Origin of the sequence: Anaerococcus sp. (assembly GCF_022770135.1) — a bacterium.
Classification (GTDB): domain Bacteria; phylum Bacillota; class Clostridia; order Tissierellales; family Peptoniphilaceae; genus Anaerococcus.
Window position 1 is genome coordinate 1 of the sequence record NZ_JALEIL010000081.1, and the last position, 5,024, is coordinate 5,024.

At 33.7% G+C, this 5,024-nt stretch carries 5 protein-coding genes; all 5 read left to right on the top strand.

The window, feature by feature from the left end:
• Nucleotides 1-544: 30S ribosomal protein S2 (rpsB, locus tag MRZ08_RS03680; RefSeq protein ID WP_297379347.1), on the top strand; the 544-nt coding region annotated here is incomplete at its 5' end.
• A gap of 10 nt (nucleotides 545-554) precedes the next feature.
• Entirely contained in the window at nucleotides 555-1,220 is a 666-nt protein-coding gene (gene tsf, locus MRZ08_RS03685) for a translation elongation factor Ts (RefSeq protein WP_297379349.1), read from the top strand.
• Between the two features lie 217 nt (nucleotides 1,221-1,437).
• Entirely contained in the window at nucleotides 1,438-2,349 is a 912-nt protein-coding gene (cysK, locus tag MRZ08_RS03690; RefSeq protein ID WP_297379351.1) for a cysteine synthase A, read from the top strand.
• On the top strand, nucleotides 2,342-2,869 hold the full coding sequence (gene epsC, locus MRZ08_RS03695; protein WP_297379353.1) for a serine O-acetyltransferase EpsC: 528 nt from the start codon (nucleotides 2,342-2,344) through the stop codon (nucleotides 2,867-2,869). Before cysK ends, epsC begins: the two co-directional genes overlap by 8 nt.
• A 102-nt stretch (nucleotides 2,870-2,971) precedes the next feature.
• Nucleotides 2,972-4,528, top strand: coding sequence for a ribonuclease Y (gene rny / locus MRZ08_RS03700; RefSeq protein WP_297379355.1), 1,557 nt, complete (start codon nucleotides 2,972-2,974; stop codon nucleotides 4,526-4,528).
• Nucleotides 4,529-5,024 lie beyond the last annotated feature (496 nt).

Here is a 5,024-nt window from a genome sequence, read left to right on the forward strand (position 1 = left end):
AATGCTTACAAACTTCAAGACAATTAGACAATCTATCAACAAGCTTAAAAAATATGAAGCAATGGAAGAAGATGGAACATTCGATCTTTTACCTAAAAAAGAAGTTCTACAATATCAAAAAGAAATGGACAGACTAGAAAAGAACCTTGGTGGTATCAAGGAAATGGAAGATCTTCCAGACCTACTATTTGTTGTAGATCCAGGTGAAGAAGCGATAGCTGTTCACGAAGCTAAAATTCTTGGAATACCAGTTATATCTATTGTTGATACAAACTGCGATCCAGATGAAGTTGACCTAGCTATCCCAGGAAATGATGATGCTATTAGAGCTGTTAAGCTTATAACATCAGTAATTGCTGATGCAGTTGTAGAAGCCAACCAAGGAAGCCAATTCGACGCATCTGAAGAAGATTTCGTAGAAGATGAAGCTAACGAAACAGAAGAAAATACAGAAGAAACTGTTGAAGAAGTTTCTGATGATGAAATAAAAGAAGCTGCGGAAGAATTAAAATCACAAAACTTAGACGAAACAGAAGAAAATTAAGGAGATTACAATGGCAATTAGTGCAAAATTAGTTAAAGAATTAAGAGAAAGATCTGGCGCTGGAATGATGGATTGTAAAAAAGCTCTAGAAGAAGCTAATGGTGATATCGATCAAGCTCAAAAGCTCCTTAAAGAAAAAGGTCAAGCAACACTAGATAAGAAATCTGGTAGAATTGCTGCTGAAGGTGTTATTGGATCTTACATTCACAACGATAAAATAGGAGTTGTAGTTGAAATTAACACAGAAACTGACTTCTCTGCAAACACTGATACAGTTAAAAATTTTGCTAAAGACATAGCTATGCATATAGCTGCAGTTAGCCCTTTATTCATCTCTGAAGATGATGCTGATGAAAAAGTTGTAGCTGAGCAAAAGGATATTCTTGTAAATCAAGCTATTAATGAAGCAAATGATAACATGCCAGAAGATAAGAAAAAAATGATAGCTGAGAAAAAGGTTGAAGGAAGAATGAAAAAATGGTTCTCTGAAGTATGCCTACTAGACCAACCATTTGTTAAAAATCCTGACATCACTATTGAAGAATACCTTAGAAATACAGCAAACGATGTTGGAGAAAACATCAAAATCAGAAGATTTGCTAGATTCGAAGTTGGTGAAGGCTTAGAGAAAAAAGAAGAAGACTTTGCTAAAGAAGTACAAAGTCAAATGAAATAGACTAGTATATAATTATATTTCTGAATGATAAGACAAACCTCGTTAATTGGGTTTGTCTTTTTTCATATAGTTTTATTTCATCTAAGACGAATACCCTGTTAATATTAAATATTAAAGCGATCTAGACTTAACTAAATAAAATGTTTTGTGTTGAAAATTAATATTAAGGGTATAAATACAATGTCGTTAGAGATTTAGAATAAATGAAAGGATAAATATGACAATTAAAAATAATGCTAAAGAATTAATAGGTAATACACCTTTACTTAAGCTAGAATCTCTCAAAAAAGAGGGAAGAGCTGACATATATGTAAAAGTAGAAAAAAACAATGTTGCAGGTTCTATTAAAGATAGGATTGCTTTATATATGATCGAAGATGCTGAAGAGAAGGGACTATTAAAAGAGGGCGGAACTATTGTAGAGCCTACTAGCGGAAACACTGGTGTCGCCCTTGCTGCCCTAGCTGCTGCAAAGGGCTATAAGTTAATTCTAACTATGCCAGCATCTATGAGTATAGAAAGAGCAAAACTTGCTATGGCTTACGGAGCTGAAGTTATAAGAACTACAGAAGGAGCCTTACAGGGAGCATATGATAAGGCTAAAGAACTATCAGAAGAGAAAGGATATTTCTTCCCAGACCAATTCTCAAATCCTGCTAATATCAAAGCTCATTATGAGACCACAGGACCTGAAATCCTTGAAGAAATAATACCAGATGCCTTTATAGCAGGTGTAGGAACAGGTGGAACCGTAACAGGAGTTGGTAAGAGACTAAAAGAAAGTAATCAAAACGTAAAAATATACGCTATTGAACCAAAAGAAAGTCCATTACTCTCAGGTGGCAAGGCAAGTGGCCACAAGATACAAGGTATCGGTGGAAACTTTATTCCAGATAACTTAGATTTTTCAATAGTGGATGGAATTGTAGACGTAGCATCAGATGACGCAATTAAAATGAGCAGAAGATTAGCTAAAGATGAGGGACTTGCAGTGGGTATTTCATCAGGAGCAAATGTATGTGGTGCAATTGAGATAGCTGATAGATTAGGCGAAGGAAAATCAGTAGTTACAGTTCTACCAGATACTGGCGAGAGATATTTATCTACAGAATTATACGAAAATGAATAACTATAAACAATACAAGGAAGAATTAATAGAAAATGCTATAAAGAGGGATCCAGCACTCAGAAGTAGGGAGGAAGCAGCCCTCTTTTCACCAGGTATAAGAGCCTTATTATATCATTGGTCTGCCCATAAACTTTTTATAGATGGAAACTTATATGAAGCTATGGAAATCGCCTATAAATCCAGGATGGAGACAGGTATAGAAATTCATCCTGGAGCCAAAATAGGTAAGCGCCTATACATAGACCATGGTATGGGTGTAGTAATTGGTGAAACTGCCGAGATTGGTGATGATTGTCTGATATATCATGGCGTAACATTAGGAGCAGTGTCAAACGAAAAAACTAAAAGACATCCAACTATCGGAAATAATGTCATGATAGGTGCCGGTGCTGTTCTCTTGGGGAATATTAAAGTTGGAAATAATGTCAAAATAGGAGCTAATGCGGTAGTTCTTACGGATATAGATGATAATTCTACAGCTGTTGGAGCACCTGCTAGGATTATATCAAATAAAAAATAAAATCAAAATGTAAATTCATAAATACAGTTTTATATTTTTCGTATATAATCTATTTTATGGTATAATGATATAGGAATAATAATTCCTAAATTAGGAGGTGATATGATGTTTGAAAGTATTAACCCAATCGTTATTCTTATCATAGCTGTCGCCTTCGTATTGTTAGCTTTTTATTTTGGCTATCTTTATCGTAAGAAAACTGGTGAGGCTAAGATTGGCTCAGCTGAAGAACTCAGTAGAAAAATAATCGAAGATGCTAATAAACAGGCAGAAGTCTTAAGAAGAGAAACCCTTCTTGAAGCTAAAGATGAAATATCTAAATTAAAATCTGAAAATGAAGAGCAGTTCAGACAGACCAGAAATGATCTTGACAAAAGAGAAGCTCGTCTGTTGAAAAAAGAAGAAAGCTTAGACAATCGATCTTTATTGATTGACAAAAAGTCTGATCAGATCTCTAGTGATCAGAAAAAGTTAAAACAAAAAGAAGACAGAATTGATAAATTGATTGAAGAACAGCAATTGGAATTACAAAACATCGCTGGACTCACCAATAATGAAGCAAAAGAAATAATTCTTAAAAATGTTAAAAGCGAAACTATTCACGAATCAGCTAAACTTATTAAAGAAGCTGAGGAAAGAGTAAAAGCTGAAAGTAGAAAAATAGCTACAGATATTCTAGCAACAACAATTCAAAGGTATGCGGCAGAACAAGTAGCTGAGAACACAGTTTCGGTTATATCGCTACCAAATGATGAAATGAAAGGTCGAATTATAGGCCGTGAAGGTAGAAATATAAGAGCTTTTGAACAAGCTTCAGGAGTAGATTTAATAATAGATGATACACCAGAAGCTGTTGTTATATCTTCATTTGAACCTGTAAGACGTGAAGTCGCAAAGGTTGCCCTCGAGAGATTGATTCAAGATGGAAGGATTAACCCTTCAAGAATTGAAGAAATGATTAACAAGGCAGATGAAGAAGTAGAACAAAGGATTATGGAAGATGGACAAGAGGCTGTAGATAAAGCTGGTGTTGTAAACTTACATCCTCAGCTAGTTAAATTAGTTGGTAAGATGAAATTTAGGACGTCTTATGGACAAAATATTCTAAAGCACTCTGTCGAAGTAGCAAATCTTGCAGGAATGCTTGCAGAAGAAATAGGTGCAAATCCACAAATAGCCAGACGTGGTGGCCTATTACACGATATCGGTAAAGCAATTGATCGTGAACAAGAAGGAACCCACGTTAGCTTAGGTGTAGAAATGGCAAATAAATATGGCGAGAATAAATATGTAATTAATGCCATAGAGTCACACCATGGCGAAGTTGAACCTAATTGTGTTGAATCAATTTTAGTACAAACAGCGGATGCTATATCAGCAGCAAGACCTGGAGCAAGACGTGAAAGCTTAGAAAAATACGTTAAAAGACTTGAAAATCTTGAAGGAATAGCTAATTCCTTCGATGGAATTGAGAAATCATTTGCTCTACAAGCTGGTAGAGAACTAAGAATTATGGTTAAACCAAATAAGGTTTCCGATGATGAAATGATTGTAATTGCTAGAGAAATTGCAAAGAAAATTGAAGAAGAATTAGAGTATCCTGGAGAAATCAAGGTTAATGTATTAAGAGAGTCTAAAGTGATTGATTTTGCTAAATAAATATTGTATTTTAACTGACTACCATTAATTTGGTAGTCTTTTTATTATATATTTATATTAAATACATTATGGAGAGTAAGTAGTTCTATATTAAATGAGTTTATAATAAATCGTATTGGTATAAGTAAATTATATTTCTATTACTCAGAGTTTTTTGTAAAAAATTGATAGTAATGAGTCAAGGTGTCATCTTATTATCATATTAAGTATGAATTTAGGAATACTATTTTATATGCCTAATTTTTTAAAAAGCCTTAAATCGCAAAATACGAGCTGGTATTTTGCAAAATATTAAATTATTTTATAAATTTCATCTTAAGTTAGAATTGAGGATATTATATTCTAATGCTAGAAGGAGTCAAGTCCATAATATTGTGTAATTAAACTAGTACAATATTTACTATTTCATTCTAATATATATTTTAGAAGATGTTATCCAATCCTCATTGATATCAATGAGGATTGCGCCTATCAATCTCATGGCTGAATCTTCATT